This window comes from Nocardioides acrostichi, from assembly GCF_015319165.1.
Taxonomy (GTDB): domain Bacteria; phylum Actinomycetota; class Actinomycetes; order Propionibacteriales; family Nocardioidaceae; genus Nocardioides; species Nocardioides acrostichi.
This window is the reverse complement of sequence record NZ_JADIVZ010000006.1, coordinates 124,903-140,424: the sequence shown is the minus strand read 5'-3', so window position 1 is coordinate 140,424 and position 15,522 is coordinate 124,903. Positions and strand designations below refer to the sequence as shown.

Here is a 15,522-nt window from a genome sequence, read left to right as displayed (position 1 = left end):
TCACGAGTGTTCGAGAGACAGCCCGGGAGCCACTGAGCCCCGGCCAAGCGTGCGAGGGGGCTGGACCCTATGGGCCGCGGCCGTGCAAAAGCCAAGCAGACCAAGGTCGCTCGCGACCTGAAGTACCGGACCCACGAAACGGATCTCAACGCGTTGGCGCGTGAGCTCCACGGTGAGCCGGTCGACTCTGCCGAGGACGACGACACCGACGCCGACGACGTCGAGGACGAATGGTCCGACTACGCCTCTCGGCGCGACTGAGCCGCCGAACCGCGCTCCGGCCCGGCTAGGGCCGAGCCCGAGGCTGACCCGCTGGGTCGTCTCGTGGGCGTAGCCTGGTCTCGAAGCGGCGCCACCCCTGCCGCTCCGACTCAGCCACACCATCACCGTGGCCAGACCCCAGGAGCGTCCACCCATGACTGCCAGCACCTCTGAGATCTCCGTCAGCCCGCACACCGGGCCGGGTCTCGACCCGTTCGAGTCCGGCGACCACGAGCAAGTCGTGTTCTGCCACGACCCCGCCTCTGGTCTGAAGGCGGTGGTCGCCATCCACTCCACGGCGCTCGGTCCCGCGCTGGGCGGCACCCGCTTCTTCCCGTATGCCAGCACCGCCGACGCCGTCAGCGACGTGCTGGCCCTCTCGCGGGGCATGTCGTACAAGGCGGCGCTGGCCGGCCTCGACCTGGGCGGCGGCAAGGCCGTCATCATCGGCGACCCGGCCAGCGACAAGTCCGAGGCGCTGCTGCGCGCCTACGGCCGGTTCGTGCAGAGCCTCGGCGGCCGCTACACCACCGCCTGCGACGTCGGCACCTACTCCGCCGACATGGACGTCATCGCCCGCGAATGCGACCACGTCACCGGACGCACCGTCGCCCACGGCGGCGCAGGTGACTCCTCGGTGCTCACCGCCTACGGCGTGTTCCAGGGCATGCGGGCCGCCGCGGACGTCGCCTGGGGCGAGCCCACGCTGGCCGGTCGCACCGTCGGGGTCGCCGGCGTCGGCAAGGTCGGTCGCCACCTGGTGCGGCACCTGGTCGAGGACGGCGCGAGCGTCGTCGTCACCGATGTCGCCGACGCCGCCGTGGCGGCGGTGCAGGCCGAGTTCGGGCAGGTGCGGGCCGTGCCCGACGCCGACGCGCTGGTCCGCGAGCAGCTCGACGTCTACGCGCCCTGCGCGATGGGCGGAGCGATCGACGACGAGGTGGCAGACGCGCTCACCGCCCGCATCGTGTGCGGTGCCGCCAACAACCAGCTCGCCCACGACGGCCTGGAGAAGACGCTCATGGACCGCGGCGTGCTCTACGCACCCGACTACCTCGTCAACGGTGGGGGCCTGGTGCAGGTCGCCGACGAGTTGGACCCCAGTGGCTTCAGCTTCGAGCGGGCCCAGGCGCGGGTTGCTGGCCTCTTCGACACCACCCGCCGGATCCTCACCACCGCCGTCGAGGACGGGATCTCACCCGCGACGGCCGCCGACCGACTGGCCGAGACACGCATGCGCGAGGTCGGCCGGCTCCGCGGCCTCTGGGTCGGCTGACCCGTGCGGTGGTTGAGCCGTGAGGAGCGCCAGCGACGAGCGTGTCGAAACCTGGTGGGTGCGGTGGTTGAGCCGTGAGGAGCGCTAGCGACGAGCGTGTCGAAACCTGGTGGGTGCGGTGGTTGAGCCGTGAGGAGCGCTAGCGACGAGCGTGTCGAAACCCGGTGACTGTGAAAGCGGCGTCGTCTTTCGCCTCGCCGGGTTTCGACACGGCCTCGCCTAGCGGCTCGCCCGGCTCAACCACCGGGCACACGGCTCGGCTGTCGGAACCTGGTGGGTGCGGTGGTTGAGCCGTGAGGAGCGCTAGCGACGAGCGTGTCGAAACCTGGTGACTGTGAAAGCGGGGTCGTCTTTCGCCTCGCTGGGTTTCGACGCGGCCTCGCCTAGCGGCTCGGCCGGCTCAACCACCGGGCACACGGCCTCGCCCAGCGGCTCGCCCGGCTCAACCACCGGCCACACGGCCTGGCCAAGCGGCTCGCCCGGCGCAACCACCGGGCGCCCGGCTCGGCTGTCGGAACCCGGTGGGTTCGGTGGTTGAGCCGTGAGGAGCGCTAGCGACGAGCGTGTCGAAACCCGGTGACTGTGAAAGCGGGGTCGTCTTTCGCCTCGCTGGGTTTCGACACGGCCTCGCCTAGCGGCTCGGCCGGCTCAACCACCGGGCACACGGCTCAACCACCGGGCTCACGGCTCAACCACCGGTGGGGTCGGCCTGGCCGGCCCCACCGGGCGGCGTCACCAGCTGAAGGAGTCGATGGCGGCGTCGCGGCCCCGCACCACGATCTTCGCGGTGTGCTTGCCTCTGCCCAGGCCGTCGAAGGTCTTGGAGCGGTTGAGCTTGACGTTCTTCGACCGGCCCTTGAACGAGAGCATGCCGACTCGCTCACCGTCGATGAGCACCTTGGCCTTGTCGCCGGCCTTCCAGGAGCCGAAGTCGACGCCGAACATGTCGCTGCGGAACCGGATCGACATCGTGTCGCGCGCGGTGCCGGCGTGCCGGGTGCGGCAGAACTTCTCCTTCTGCGGACCCGCCTTGCGGAACTGCCAGTCGCCGGAGCGGTCGACCTTCTGGGCACCGCACTGCACGGAGTTGGTCACCCGTACCCGCAGCTCGTAGGTGTCCGAGGCTCCCTGGGGGTCGGTCACCGTGAGGGTGGGGTTGCGGATGCCGCTGGCCGTGTAGACCACGTCGGCTTCGGGACCGGTCGCGTCGACGGTCTCGCCGCCGTTGTCGAAGTCCCACTCGTAGACCAGGTCGTCGGGCGTCTCGCCGTCGGTCGTGCCGTCGGAGGTGAGGTGCACGGTCTGTTTGCGCTTCACCGTCGTCGGGTCGGCCTGGGCCTGGGCGGTCGGGGCCGTGTTGTCGCCCCCGCCGCCGGAGCCGGTGACGGTCACGTCGACCGTGTCGGTGTCGGTCAGGCCCTCGGGGTCGGTCACCGTGAGGGTCGCCGTGTAGTCGCCGGCCTGGTCGAAGGTGTGCTTCACCGTGGCGCCGGCCGCCTTGCCGGAGCCGTCGCCGAAGTCCCAGCTGTAGTCGAGGTCGTTCGGTGTCTCGGCGTCGGTGGAGCCGGTGCCGTCGAAGGTGAACTCGGTGCTGGTGTCGCCCGAAGGCGGGTCGGCGGAGGCCGACGCGGTGGGTGCGGTGTTGTCCGAGCCGCCGCCCGAGCCGGTGGCGTACCCGTAGTCGAACGCGCCGCAGCCGGTGCCGAGGTCGAAGGTGACGTCGCCCGTCAGGTTGCCGTCCGAGCTGCTCGGGCCGACGTCCTCGCCGCTCATCTTCGTCACGTCGAAGGCGAGGCAGTCGTAGCCGAAGGCCCACTGGCCCGAGCCGTCGTCGTAGTTGTCGATCCAGGGGTCGGACGACGGGTCCGCGAAGTGGCTGTCGCCCGAGGTGGCCGTGAAGGCGGCGTCGTCGAGGTTCGGAGCCTCGTCGCCGGCCACGGGCTGGGAGTCCAGCGGCGACTGCGCCGGGGCACCGTCGGTGCCGACGTTGCCGTAGCCGTGGGCCTCGTCGGTGTAGGAGAGGTAAAAGCCCGGGGCGAAGTTCAGCGCCGCGCGGTCGTTCTCTCCGTGGCTGTCGAAGTCGAAGCCGGAGCGGTCACGCATCTCCATGTAGTAGGCGTGGTCGGCCGGCGCCTCGGAGGAGGAGTCGACGTAGGACCACGCGCCCGAGCAGGACGGCGCGCTGGAGAGGTTCTCCTTGCAGCCGCCCGGGAACACCCGGGCGTCGTCCGGACCGCCCGAGGTCTCGAAGTCGGTGTCGAGCAGCACCGTCTTGCCGCTCGGCGTCGTGGCGGTGACCTCGACGTCGTCGATGAACCAGCCCGGTCGGGCCAGGCCGCCGTCGGTCACGTAGGCGAACCGGATGACCGGCTTGTCGGCGCCGACGAGCGAGGAGACGTCGAAGGAGTCGGTCAGCCACTCCATCTGCGGGTAGTTGCCCAGCAGCCGGTCGGTCGTCTGGGTACCCGCGGCGTAACTGGCCGACGAGCCGTCGATGCCGGTGCCGTACTGGGTCTCGCACGGCACGGAGTTCGGGTTGGTGCTGTTGCCCGTGGTGCCGTTGTCGGAGTCCAGTCCGGTGTAGGTCTGGCCGCCGTCGGTCGAGGCGAGCACGTAGCCGTAGTCGTAGTCCCACTCGATGTCGAACATCGACTTGAACGACATGCTCACCGTCGAGCCCGCGGGCAGGTCGGAGAGACCGGGCAGCACCAGGTCGAGCGCCTTGCCGGTGGCATCGCCCGGGCAGCCGAAGCCATTGCCCGACGTCGACCACCAGGCGTGCGTCTCGCTGGCGCCCTCGCCGCGGGCGAAGTCCTCGCTCGAGATCAGCTGGCGGCCCGGCAGCTTGGCCACGTACATGGCACTGTTGTCGACGCCTGCGCCCGAGAGTGTGTAGGGCTCACCGGCAGGGGTCTGCCAGGTGATCTCGTGGGTGTTCTGCTTGGAGTCCGGCATGTCGGTGACCGTGGTCTGGCCGGGCTGGAGCACGTTCGGGACGACCCAGCCGAGCTCCTGACGCCCGTAGGCGTCGATATTCTGGCTCTTGTCGGTCGCCATGAGGGTCCAGTCGCCGTAGGTCTCGCGGCTACCGCCCAGGGAGTAGAAGTCGGGCAGACCGAGGGAGTGGCCGTACTCGTGGCTGATCACCGAGGCCTTGTCGATGGCGGTCTCGGGGTTCACGTTGTAGGGGCCGACCCGCACGAAGACCTTGAGACCGGTGTCGGTGGTGGTCTTCTGCTTGTAGGTGGTGTCGGTCCAGAACAGCGGCTGACCCTCGAGGTTGGTCAGCTGGTCGTCGGTGGCGAAGCCGGGCAGACCCGTCACCGGGTCGGTGTAGCTGGCCTCGAGCGAGGAGGAGTGCGGCCACACGTTGTCGTACGGCGCGGCGTCCTGCGGGTCGGAGGTGCAGGCGCCCAGCTGGCTGGCGCCGTTGCCGCCACAGCCGGCGTAGACGACCATGAAGAAGTCGACGACGCCGTCCTTGTCGGTGTCGAAGTCGTTGTAGTCGATCTCGGGGTCGGCGATCGCGGCGGCGTCGAGCACGAGCTTGCCGGTGGGGCCGCAGCCGGAGTCGATGTCGAACAGCACGCCGGTCAGCGAGCCGGCGACGGCCGAGCCGTAGGGGTCGGAGCCGTAGTAGCCGGTGCTGCCGGGCAGCTGGTAGAAGCCGTCCTCGATGCGGTTCGGGTACAGCGGTGAGCCGTAGCTCGACGCGCCGGTGTCGGCGAGGGTGCCGCCGGTGCACGTGCCCTTGGGCGCCAGGGTGGTGAAGGGGAAGTCGCCCGTGCCGGAGTCGCCGCCGTCGTAGCTGAAGTCGGCGGTGGAGATGCCGGCCGAAGGCACGTCGCCCTCGGGGAAGAGCTGCCCGATCGACATCTCCTGGTAGAGGTTGAACGTCGAGCCCTCCAGCTCGGGGGAGTTGATCTTCTCGGCCAGCTCCTCGCCGGAGTTCGATGCCAGGTGCTTGCGCTCGAGGTAGTCGACGGGCACCACGGGGAACGGGCGGTCGCCGTAGCGGGCGGTGTCGTAGGTGGCGTCGGGCGGGATCACCTTCGGGCCGTGGCTGGTGGAGGTGGCGCTGGAGGCGCCGCTGGTGAGCGAGGCGGTGGTCGAGACGTTCTTCCACACCACCTGCGGATCCTCGCTCAGGGTGTCGGCCTCGCTGACCAGCACCAGCGACATCGTGGTCGGGGCCTCGGGCGTGCCGGCCGGGACGGACCCCACGGTCCAGGTGACGTCGCCGCCGGTGACGGACGCCGAGGTGCCCTGCGGGGCGCGCGCCTCGGTGTACACCGCGCCGTCGGGCGCCGGGATGCTCACCGACACTCCCGACGCGGCGTCGCCGATGTTGGTGATCGTGACGCGGGAGGGGTACTCCTCGCCGGGCTTGACCCAGCCCACGGAGGAGACGAAGGAGTTCTCGACACTCAGCGCCTGCGCGGCGGGCGCCTGGCCGGTGATGGTGTGGGAGGCCGACCCGGCGGTCGTCGCACCCCAGGTGCCGGCCGGGTTCAGGGGCCGGCTGTCGTCCCACGCGGCGTCGACGACGCTCGCGGCGAGGTTGAGGGCGTAGCCGTCGGCAGCACCTGGAGCCAGGCCGGAGGTGGCGCTCGCGGGCACCGAGACGGTGAAGGTGCCGTCCCCGGCAGCGGTCTGTTCGGGCGAGGTCCACACCTCGGCTCCGGTCGCGTCCGTGAGGGCGAGGGTGAAGGTGGCGGCGTCGGCAGCGGTGTCGGCGGCGTCCGCGCCGGCGGCGTCGTGGGCGACGATCTCGCCGGTCACGTCGAAGGCCTCGCCCGGCTCGGTGGAGGGGCCGGCGTCGACTTCAGCCACGAGCGCGTTGTGCTGCATGCGGTAGCTGCCGGCCACGTCGCCCGCGTCGTCGGCGAGTGTGATGGTCACGGTGCCGGTGGGCCAGGAGTCGTCGGGGGCGAGGTCGACCTGGTACTCGCCGGGGGTGGTGGAGTCCTCGGGTGCCCCGCCGAGGTCGACGGTCTCGCCGTGCTCGCCGGTGAGGGTGGCGGTCGGCGTGCCGCTGATGCCCGAGCCGTCGAACTGGAGGAACCCGCAGTCGGTGCGTGCGAAGGCCGGGTCGTCGCTGGTGTTCAGTCCGAACCCGGTGCAGCCCGGCTGGCCGGTCGGGAACGAGTAGAGCAGGAAGCCGCCCGCACTGCCCGCGGCGGCGGGCGCCGCGGAGACGGGCGGAGCGAGCAGGGGCACGGCTGCCGCACCGAACCCCGAGGCGATCATCGCGCCTCCGGTGATCAGGGAGGCGAGGCGACGGCGGGCGGGACGGTGCTGGGACATGGGTGGACCTCTCGCGGTCGTGGACCGTGGCGGGCAGGCGGGGCGTCGGATCCTTCCGGGATCACCGGCATGGAACTCGATCTGATGAGGCACAACACCGCGAACGGCCAGAGGTCACGCTGAAGATCCTGAAAGGTCTAGACCAGTGACGGCGTGCGATCCACAGGGCGTTCTCAGAACATGCCCAGGAAGGTGACGACGAGACGCGAGCCGGTCGGTTGAGGGCTGCCCGGCTCGGAAATCGTGGACCGTGCGCGTCGCTCGGTGCGTGCGCCACCGCCCAGGAGAAGGCTCAGGCCGCGACCAGCTTCACGCTCGGGGGCTACATCACCCAGGGCGACACGCGACCGACATCGAGTCCTCCGGCGGAGGCATGAGCTCTCTGGAGAGCCTCGACGCGAAGGTCGAGGCGACCACGTCCGACGGCCAGGAGCGTTTCGTGCCACCGACCACGTCCTGACCCGTTCTCGGCCGCTCACTGGCCGGTCACGGGCCGGTCACTGGCCCGGTCACTGGCCCGGTCACTGGCCCGGTCACTGGCCCGGTCACTGGCCTTGCATGATCACGACGTCGCCGTGCGTGCCGTAGCCGGTGACGCGGCCGCCGGTGGGGGTGCCGTCGAAGGTGACCATGAGCCACCGGCCGTCGTCGAGCGGCACGAGCGTGGGCCAGGGCAGGTTGGTCGGGTAGGGCGCGTCGAGCGTGCCCCGCTCGACCAGCGCCCCGTCGTCGCCGACGCCGAGAACGGGGTAGCGCGCTCGGAGCGTCTTGGGGCCTTCGCGTCCGTCGCTGGCCAGGATGCGCCAGGCCGACGCCGCTCCCGCACCGTCTCCGCCCGTGGACGGCGCGAGCAGCGTCGTGCCCTCGGTCGCCGTCCGCTCGGGGGCCCCGCCCAAGCGCCGCAGCGTCGCGAGGTGGGACCCGGCGGCGAGGGCGGGGGAGAACTCGAAGAACTTACGGGCCTCGACGAAGCCGACCAGCCACCCCTCGGGCGTGCGCACCAGGTGCGGATCCCAGCACCCGACCGACCGTGGTGCCGCTGGCAGGTGCAGCGGATCGGTGGGCAGCACGTGCTGCCCGCGACGCAGGTCGATGCGGGCCTGCGCGAGGTCGACGCCCACGTGGGGGTGCCGGGTCTTGTCGAAGTCGGCCCAGGTGCTCGTGGCGACCAGCCACCGACCCGGTGCGGCGCCAACTCCGGCGCCGGCACCGGGGTCGTGCAGGAGGTGGCTGGCGTGGTGGCCACGCACCTGACCGTGGTTGGCGAAGAACAGGTCGGCGGTGTGGGTGAGGGCGAGGGAGTGCGGGTCCAGGCGCCACACCGAGGTGTGGGCGGTGCCGAAGAACCCCGGGCCGGCGCTCGTGGCGGTCAGCCAGCGGGCGCCGGGATCCGCGGGGTCGCGGTACGGGCCGCCGCCAGCCTCGGTCACCAGGCGCAGGTCGCGCAGCCCGAGTTGACCGAACGGGCCGACCTGCACACGGCGCACCGACCCGGTGTGCCCGACCTCGACCCCGGCCAGCCACCGCGGACGCCGCACGGTCGCCGCGGCGCTGCTGGCGCCGTCCGCGAGGTCGTGCAGGTCGATGCGAGCGCGCGCTGTCCATCCCGGCCCGTTGCGGGTGAGCGCGGTGACCTGGGTGCCGGTGAGGCACAGCGCCAGCGCGTCGGCGGGCCCGGACGTGCCGGAGCGTCGGCTGCGGTGCTCGCTGACGCGGCCGCCGACGTCGATCACGATCCGACACACGCCGTCGTCGTAGCGCGCCTCGAGGTGCACCGGGTCGGGGTCGTGGTCGCTCGAGACGTGCAGCCGCACCTCGTCGCGCTCGTCACCGGACCCGCCGAGCTCGGCCAGCACGGTGAGGAACGGCGCTACCTGCGGCACTCGGCGTACGGACGACGAGCCCGGTCGGTCCAGGTCGAGGGCCGCGTCGCGCAGCAGCAGGGTCTCGCGGTGTCGGGCCACCTCGTGGAAGACGAGGTCAAGCGGGTCCGACATCGCGTCAGCGAGGTGCGGCACCAGCTCCTCCTCCTTGTCCTCCGGACGCCTTCTCGGCCCCGGGTCTCGGTCAGGTCTCGAATCGGTCACGCAGTGACTCCGTGCGTGACCTGGGTCCACCAAGCTTCGTTCTCAAGACGGCGACCCCGGCCGGGTCGCGCACTGCTCGCCTGGGGGTCAGGTTGCCATGCCTGGAGGCCGTCCCCCTCCATCCTGATCAGAAGGTCGGAGTCCGGTCGTGCCCCAGTCCAGAGTTGCGTCCGCGGTGATCCACCCCCGCGTCCTCGTTCCCGTCGTCTGTCTTGCGTTGCTGATCGGGGGTGCCTGGGCCGCCGTCGTGCTCCAGCAGAGCCAGTGGGCGACCCGCGCCGCCGCCGACGGTGAGTGCGCGCCGGGTTACCAGTCCGTCGACGACGCGCTGCGCGAGGTGCGCGCGGAGATGCGTACCGAGTCCGAGTCCGAGCGCGAGGCCGAGCGCGCCGAGGAGGCTGGGGAGGAGTCCGGCGAGGGATCCGGGGAGGAGCACGGCGAGGAGGGCCAGTCGGAGCTAGTCCGTGAGGCCCAGCGCGAGCTGCCGATGCTCGCCGGCACCGACCCCGACACCTGGGACACCCTCTGCGTCATCGCCAAGCGCCCCGAGTCGCTCACCGAGCTGAACAAGATGGCCGACACCCGCGGCATGCCGCGCCTGGCCCCGCTGGGTGCCTACGACTCCCGCGCCGGCATGGCCGCCGTCCGGCAGGCCGCCGCGATCGACACCAAGATCCCCGCGGCCGTGGGCCGGGCCAGCCTCTATGGCAAGGGCCCGCTGGTCGTCGACGACCCGGACTACCCCCAGGTCAACGGTCTCGGACTCGGCGACAACATGGGCCGCATCGACTCCTTCGACTGGGATCCTCGCGCCAAGCGTCTCTTCGCGGCGGTCGGCAACGGCGGCATCTGGCGCTCCGACGACCTGGGCGACACCTGGGTCAACGCGAACGGCAACCTGCCCACGACCGTGACCGGTGCCGTCGCGTGGACCCGCGCCAAGGGCGGTCACCTGCTCGCGCTCACCGGAGAGCCCACCTTCGGCTCGTCGGCCTACACCGGCCTGGGGGCGTACTGGTCCGGCGACCTCGGCAAGCACTGGCGCCGCAGCAAGGGCCTGCCCTCGGGTGCGCTCGGCTTCGCGCTGGCCGTCGACCCCAAGCACCGGCAGACCGTCTACGCCGCCACGCAGTTCGGCCTCTTCCGGTCCGACAACGCGGGTCGCAGCTACACCAACGTGAAGCTGCCGACCGGCCCCTGCGCCGGTGTCACGAGCATGAAGAAGCACCCCGAGTGTGCGCTGGCCAATGTGGTCACCGACGTCAACGTCGTCTACGGCGGCGGCGTCAACACCGACACCAAGGCGCACACCGTCGTCGCGGCGGTCGGCTGGCGCGGCGGCCAGCGCAAGAACGCCGACGGCAGGGAGCAGTCACCGAACAACGGCATCTACCGCTCCGCCAACGGCAGACCGGGCACCTTCGACAAGCTCGACGTCACCGGGTTCGCCAGTCAGGACGCCATCGGCCGCGTCGAGCTCGGCCAGGCCAAGGGCGGCCAGCAGGACCACGACTACCTCTACGCGATGGTCCAGGACGCGAATCTGCTCAACGACGGCGGCGTCAGCGGCATCGACGTGCCCGGCGGGGCCTCCTCGCCGCTGGGCACCACGGTGTTCAACGGCCTCTACGTCTCCGACGACTTCGGCCTGACCTGGACCCAGATGACCAGCGGTACCGAGCTCGCGAACGACCCTTCGTCCGGCTCCTCGCTCTACGGCACCGGCACCGCGATCGGGTACCAGCCCGGCGTCCAGGCCTGGTACAACGAGTGGGTCCAGCCCGACCCGACGCGTGCGACCGCGGACGGCGTCCCGACCCGGCTCGCGTTCGGTCTCGAGGAGATCTGGACCAACGACCTGCCGCAGAGCGGCGCTCCGATGAATGGTCCCAGCCACTTCGTGGTGGCGGCCAAGTACTTCGGTGGTGACAGCTGCCTGCTGCTCAACCTCGGGCTGCCGGCCTGCCCCGGCGACCGCGACCCGACGGACAGCAACGACACGACGCACCCGGACCAGCAAGACGGCCTCTGGTTCCCCGACAAGAACGTGCCCGGCGGCGTCCAGCTCGTCGTCGGCAACGACGGTGGCGCCTACCGCTACGACTTCGCCGACGACTCCGACGGCGAACTCGACAACGCGCACTGGGGCCGAGGCAACCAGGCGGGCTTCTCGACCCTCATGCCCTACCGCGCGACGATGGCCAAGGACGGCACGGTCTTCGCCGGCCTCCAGGACAACGGCAACCTCAAGATCGACGGCACGACCCGTAAGCAGTACGAAACCTACGGTGGCGACGGCTTCTACGCGGCTGTCGACCCGGACGACTCCGACATCACCTACGAGGAGTACACGAATGCCGCGATCTCGGCGTCGACCGACGGTGGCTCCAACTGGGAGTCCATCGACCCGGGCCTGACGGCGTCGAAGTTCGCCAACCCGTTCGTCATGGACCCGACCAACGCCAAGCACCTGCTCACCGCGGGCCGCGAGGTGGTCGAGACCCTGCTCGGGCCGAGCACCCAGTCGGGCATGACCGACGCCGACTCGGCCGACGGCAGCACGAGCACCTGGCTGAAGGTCTTCGACCTGGGCACCAAGGAGCACCCGGGCGACGCGTCGGCGTCCTCGTCGTCGACCGACCCCGACAACTCGATGTCGGCCGTCGACACCCGCGGCGACGCCTCCTACGTGGCGTTCTGCGGCCAGTGCGACACGCTGAACAAGCTCAGCACCGACGACATGGTGTTCCAGAACGGTCTGGCGACCAACGTCGGCGGAGACGAGCCGGGCCAGGCCGGCACATCCGATGGCTGGCACGTCGTGGCCGCCCGGGGCCTGCCGAACCGCTACATCACGTCGGTGGCCATCGATCCCAAGCGCACCAACAAGGTCTACGTGACCCTCGGCGGCTACACCCGCCGGTGGTTGCCGGCCGGTGCGGTGGGCGACGCGAACAAGGCGGTCGGCACCGGTCATCTCTTCAAGTCGACCGACGGCGGCAAGACGTTTCGCAACATCAGCGGCAACCTGCCCGACAGCCCGGCCACCTGGGTGACCGTGCGCAAGGGCCAGCTGCTCGTGGGCACCGACGTGGGGGCGTTCGCCACCGGCATGCGCGGCACCAAGCAGGCCAAGCCGGCCTTCGCTCGGATGCCGGGCCTGCCCAAGGCCCCCATCGGCAGCATCCAGCTCAAGCCCGGCAACCCCAACGTCGCCGTGTTCGCGATGTTCGGCCGCGACGTGTGGACCTACCGGTTCAAGCAGAAGATCTCGGCCGACTCCGTGCCCGGCACGGGCAGCGGCGCCGGCTCGGGTCCGAGCACCGAGCTCGGTGCGGTCGCGAAGGCGTGGGACTTCGAGGGCGACGAGCAGGGCTGGACAGCCTCCGGCACCCCGGCCTGGACCTATGAGTCGCCCGGGCGCGGCACCGGCGCGGCCGACGACGCCTCCGGCTCCGGCTGGGACGTCTCCGGTCCGTTGGGGTACGTCGACAACGTCGACACGACCCTGGTCTCGCCGGCGGTCGCGATGAGTGCCGGCGACTCGGTGCTCCAGTGGTGGATGAAGCTCGACACCGAGGCCGGCTTCGACAAGGTGTCGGCGGAGGTCTCCACCGACGGCGGCTCGTCTTGGCAGACCCTCGGCAGCTACAGCGGCCAGAGTGAGGCAGACGCTGACGGAACCCCCGGCTGGGAGAAGTACGCCGTACCGTTCAAGGCCGGCTCCATGCCGGTGCAGGTGCGCTTCGCTTTCACCTCCGACTCGCTCTGCTCCAACCTCGGCGGCCCGTTGTGCTCCAGCACCACCGGCTGGGACGGCGTCCACCTCGACGACGTGGCCGTGGGTGCCGCCCGGTAGGCGTGTGTGCGGCGACCCGGGTGCGCTGACGCCGTCGTTTGATCCCAAACGACGGTAAAATCGGGTCGGGTCGTTGCAGTTCTCGACCAAACGTGGGGTGAAGGGCGGGGCGGACGCCGCTCAGCGGGCCGCCAGGGCCTGGGTCACCCCGCGGCGCACCCAACGCTCGAGGTCGTCGTCCGAGGCGAGGACGGCGGCCTCCACCCGCACCCAGCCGCGCATGGTGCGGGCACCCATCACCGCGGGGGAGGCGCCCGGCTCGGCGAGCACCGAGTCGTCGCCGACCGGCCGCCGCACGAGCAGTCCGTCAGCACCGACGGTGAGCGCCATCGACCCGTCGACCATGAACGCCAGCCCGCCGAACATCCTCTTCTCGGCCACCTCGCCGCCGCCGAGCCCGGCCGCGATCTCGCGTAGCACCTCGCGTGCCCGCCCCGCCAGCGTCTCGTCGTAGGCCATCCCCTCACGGTAGATGAGCCGACGCCCCACGGCGGCACCGTAGGTTGGGCGGCATGAGCGAGTCGGCCAACGCGCCCGAGGCACCCGAGATGATCGACTGGGATCTCGCCGTCCGGCTGGGCTCGCGCCTGGCCGGCGACGGTCCCCAGGTGAGTCGCCGCGAGGCCGACGCCGCAGTGGCCGAGCTGCGCGCCGGGGCACACCGCTCCACCGACCTCGTACGCGACTTCACCGGGCTCGACGGCGGCCAGGACACTGCGCCGATCCTCGTGGTCGACCGGCCCGGCTGGGTGCAGGCCAACGCCGACGGGTTCCGGGCCGTGCTGGCGCCGGTGACCGAACAGCTCGGCCGTAAGAAGCCGCCGTCCGGTCTCTCGCTCGCCGTCGGACGCCGCATCACCGGCTCCGAGGTCGGGGCGCTGCTGGGCTTCCTGGGCAGCAAGGTGCTGGGTCAGTTCGACCCCTTCTACGACCCCATGGGGCGGCTGCTGCTCGTGGCGCCCAACATCGTGCACGTCGAGCGCGAGCTCGGCGTCGACCCCGGCGACTTCCGGCTGTGGGTGTGCCTGCACGAGGAGACCCACCGCGTGCAGTTCACCGCAGTGCCGTGGATGCGCGACCACCTCTTCTCCCTGGTCGAGCGGCTGGCCGGCACCATGGACTCCTCCAGCCTGCTCGACGACGGTCTGGCCCGCGTGCTGGGCGCGTTGCGCCAGCGCGGCTCCGGCGAGGCCACCAGCGGCAGCCTCATCGAGTTGCTCTCCACGCCCGAGCAGCGCGAGATCATGGACGAGGTGACCGGCATGATGTCGCTGCTCGAAGGGCATGCCGACGTCGTCATGGACGACGTGGGGCCCGGGGTCGTGCCGAGCGTCGCCGCGATCCGTCGCAAATTCGACCAGCGTCGCCAGGGCATCGGAGCGCTGGACCGGCTGCTGCGTCGGCTGCTCGGCCTCGACGCCAAGATGGCGCAGTACCGCGACGGCGCGGCGTTCGTGCGGGCGGTGGTCGACAAGGTCGGCATGGCCGAGTTCAACGCCGTGTTCGCGGAGGCCGCGAACCTGCCGCGCAAGGCCGATCTCGCCGATCCCGACGCCTGGATCGCCCGGGTGCTGTGACCGGTCCGCACCCGTCCGTCGCGCTCACCCGGCGCGCGGTGCGCCGCGCGCTGGCCGACGTCGAGCCGGGCGCCACCGTGGTGGTCGCCTGCTCCGGTGGACCCGACTCCCTGGCCCTGCTGGCCGCCACCGTGCACGAGAAGCGGGTGCCGGGGTGGCGCGTCGTCGGTGCGGTCGTCGACCACGGCCTCCAGGAGGGCTCCGCCGCCCACACGGCCGCGGTCGTGCGGCGGATGGCAGACCTCGGCGCGGACGAGACCCTCAGCGCTCGCGTCACGGTCGACGCCGGAGGCCTCGGGCCGGAGGCGGCCGCGCGGGAGGCCCGCTACGCCGTGCTCGAGCAGGTCGCGGCCCACACCGGGGCCGCCACGGTGCTGCTGGGCCACACCCGCGACGACCAGGCCGAGACGGTGCTGCTGGGTCTGGCCCGAGGGTCCGGCGGCCGCTCCGTCGCGGGTATGCGTCCGGCGTTCGAGGTCTACCGGCGACCGTTCCTCGACGTCACCCTCGACGTGTCGCGCGACGACACCGTCACCGCCTGCCAGGTGCTCGGCATCGAGACCTGGCACGACCCGCACAACGACGATCCCGGTTACGCGCGCGTGCGCGTGCGGCGCACCGTGCTGCCGGTGCTCGAGGAGCAGCTCGGCCCGGGCATCGCGGCGGCGCTGGCCCGTACCGCCGCACAGCTGCGCCCCGACATGCAGTTGCTCGACGAACTCGCCGACCAGGCCTGGCGCGACCTCGCTGCGGCAGCGGACGGCGCGACGAGCGGTCTCGCTGTCGAGTCCCTCGCCGCCCTCCACGACGCCCTACGCCGCCGCGTGCTGCATCGGGCAGCGGTGGCCGCGGGTGCTCCGGCGTCCGAGCTCACCCACGAGCACGTGCTCGCCGTCGACGCGCTGCTCACCGACTGGCGCGGCCAGCGCTGGATCGACCTGCCCGGCCCGGTACGTGCCCAGCGCGCGCAGGGCCGGCTGCTCCTGGAGCGCCCCAGGGGCTGACCTCTCTCGAGACGCGGGAAGCAACCTCGGGCACATCCCCGTGAAGGAGCCCGACCAGACCACTTCAGGTACGGGCCGGGGTAGCCGATGTGTCGGTCAGAGGAACCGTGCCGTCCCCCGCCGGCCCGGTCCCGACCCCCCGAACGTGCAT

General features: G+C 71.5%; 8 protein-coding genes. 5 read left to right on the top strand and 3 right to left on the bottom strand.

Annotation, left to right across the window (positions count from 1 at the left end):
• The first annotated feature begins 69 nt into the window (after positions 1 to 69).
• Both ISG29_RS13150 and ISG29_RS13145 read left to right on the top strand, forming a co-directional pair.
• Entirely contained in the window at positions 70 to 261 is a 192-nt protein-coding gene (locus tag ISG29_RS13150; protein WP_194503898.1) for a DUF3073 domain-containing protein, read from the top strand.
• 154 nt (positions 262 to 415) lie between these two features.
• Positions 416 to 1,537, top strand: a complete 1,122-nt coding sequence (locus tag ISG29_RS13145; protein WP_194503897.1) for a Glu/Leu/Phe/Val dehydrogenase dimerization domain-containing protein — start codon at positions 416 to 418, stop codon at positions 1,535 to 1,537.
• Positions 1,538 to 2,269: 732 nt separating this feature from the next.
• Here the strand turns inward: ISG29_RS13145 and ISG29_RS21330 are convergent.
• Together ISG29_RS21330 and ISG29_RS13135 are read right to left on the bottom strand one after the other, a co-directional pair.
• Positions 2,270 to 6,844 carry a PKD domain-containing protein gene (locus tag ISG29_RS21330; protein WP_194503896.1) on the bottom strand — a complete coding sequence of 1,525 codons (4,575 nt, stop codon included), beginning with the start codon at positions 6,842 to 6,844 and terminating at the stop codon, positions 2,270 to 2,272.
• Between the two features lie 545 nt (positions 6,845 to 7,389).
• Positions 7,390 to 8,862, bottom strand: coding sequence for a hypothetical protein (locus ISG29_RS13135; protein ID WP_194503895.1), 1,473 nt, complete (start codon positions 8,860 to 8,862; stop codon positions 7,390 to 7,392).
• Between the two features lie 244 nt (positions 8,863 to 9,106).
• On the opposite strand from ISG29_RS13135, the gene ISG29_RS13130 reads away from it, so the two are divergent.
• Positions 9,107 to 12,790 (top strand): hypothetical protein, encoded by a 3,684-nt coding sequence (locus ISG29_RS13130; protein WP_194503894.1) that lies wholly within the window; start codon positions 9,107 to 9,109, stop codon positions 12,788 to 12,790.
• A gap of 120 nt (positions 12,791 to 12,910) precedes the next feature.
• Here ISG29_RS13130 and ISG29_RS21325 read toward each other — a convergent pair whose 3' ends face one another.
• Positions 12,911 to 13,279, bottom strand: a complete 369-nt coding sequence (locus tag ISG29_RS21325; protein ID WP_207793097.1) for a TfoX/Sxy family protein — start codon at positions 13,277 to 13,279, stop codon at positions 12,911 to 12,913.
• Positions 13,280 to 13,302: 23 nt separating this feature from the next.
• Here ISG29_RS21325 and ISG29_RS13120 point away from each other — a divergent pair, with 23 nt between their 5' ends.
• Both ISG29_RS13120 and tilS read left to right on the top strand, forming a co-directional pair.
• Positions 13,303 to 14,367: a zinc-dependent metalloprotease gene (locus ISG29_RS13120; RefSeq protein ID WP_235959678.1), complete on the top strand. Its 1,065-nt coding sequence runs from the start codon at positions 13,303 to 13,305 to the stop codon at positions 14,365 to 14,367.
• Positions 14,364 to 15,371: a tRNA lysidine(34) synthetase TilS gene (tilS, locus tag ISG29_RS13115; protein ID WP_194503893.1), complete on the top strand. Its 1,008-nt coding sequence runs from the start codon at positions 14,364 to 14,366 to the stop codon at positions 15,369 to 15,371. The genes ISG29_RS13120 and tilS overlap by 4 nt, the downstream gene beginning before the upstream one ends.
• Positions 15,372 to 15,522 lie beyond the last annotated feature (151 nt).